This window comes from Mammaliicoccus sciuri (assembly GCF_002901825.1).
Taxonomy (GTDB): Bacteria; Bacillota; Bacilli; order Staphylococcales; family Staphylococcaceae; genus Mammaliicoccus; species Mammaliicoccus sciuri.
Window position 1 is genome coordinate 1 of sequence record NZ_PPQD01000034.1, and the last position, 857, is coordinate 857.

The following is an 857-nucleotide window of genomic DNA, read 5'->3' on the forward strand; positions in this document are numbered from 1 at the left end:
GCCGATGGTAGTTGGGCTTACGTTCCGCGAGAGTAGGACGTTGCCGGGCAAGTAATAATATTACATAATTTTAAATGGAGAATTAGCTCAGCTGGGAGAGCATCTGCCTTACAAGCAGAGGGTCGGCGGTTCGAACCCGTCATTCTCCACCATTTTTGCCGGCCTAGCTCAACTGGTAGAGCAACTGACTTGTAATCAGTAGGTTGGGGGTTCAAGTCCTCTGGCCGGCACCATGTTTTAGAGCCATTAGCTCAGTTGGTAGAGCATCTGACTTTTAATCAGAGGGTCAGAGGTTCGAATCCTCTATGGCTCACCATTTAAGCGGGTGTGGCGGAATTGGCAGACGCACTAGACTTAGGATCTAGCGCCGCAAGGCGTGGGGGTTCGACTCCCTTCACCCGCATTATTATTAATATGATTTAAGCATTTAATTTTGCAGAAGTAGTTCAGCGGTAGAATACAACCTTGCCAAGGTTGGGGTCGCGGGTTCGAATCCCGTCTTCTGCTCCATTATTTGCCGGGGTGGCGGAACTGGCAGACGCACAGGACTTAAAATCCTGCGGTAAGTGATTACCGTACCGGTTCGATTCCGGTCCTCGGCACCATATTAATATGCGCCCGTAGCTCAATTGGATAGAGCGTTTGACTACGGATCAAGAGGCTAGGGGTTCGACTCCTCTCGGGCGCGTAATGACCATTTTGGTTACGGGAAGTAGCTCAGCTTGGTAGAGCACTTGGTTTGGGACCAAGGGGTCGCAGGTTCGAATCCTGTCTTCCCGACTCTTTAAAAATTTACATATTAAATGGGGGCTTAGCTCAGATGGGAGAGCGCCTGCTTTGCACGCAGGAGGTCAGCG

General features: G+C 50.5%; 8 tRNA genes. All 8 read left to right on the plus strand.

The features are described from left to right. Positions 1 to 76: 76 nt before the first annotated feature. The 8 genes from CD035_RS11355 to CD035_RS11390 all read left to right on the plus strand — a co-directional run bounded on the left by CD035_RS11355 (position 77) and on the right by CD035_RS11390 (position 780). A tRNA-Val gene (locus CD035_RS11355) sits at positions 77 to 152 on the plus strand. A gap of 5 nt (positions 153 to 157) precedes the next feature. Beyond that, positions 158 to 233, plus strand: a tRNA-Thr gene (locus CD035_RS11360). A 7-nt stretch (positions 234 to 240) separates the two neighbouring features. Continuing rightward, positions 241 to 316, plus strand: a tRNA-Lys gene (locus CD035_RS11365). Positions 317 to 321: 5 nt separating this feature from the next. Next, positions 322 to 403 (plus strand) — tRNA-Leu (locus CD035_RS11370). Between the two features lie 32 nt (positions 404 to 435). Beyond that, positions 436 to 510 (plus strand) — tRNA-Gly (locus CD035_RS11375). Positions 511 to 516: 6 nt separating this feature from the next. Continuing rightward, positions 517 to 605: transfer RNA gene (locus tag CD035_RS11380), tRNA-Leu, on the plus strand. Positions 606 to 614: 9 nt separating this feature from the next. After that, positions 615 to 688 (plus strand) — tRNA-Arg (locus tag CD035_RS11385). A gap of 18 nt (positions 689 to 706) precedes the next feature. Then, a tRNA-Pro gene (locus CD035_RS11390) sits at positions 707 to 780 on the plus strand. Positions 781 to 857 lie beyond the last annotated feature (77 nt).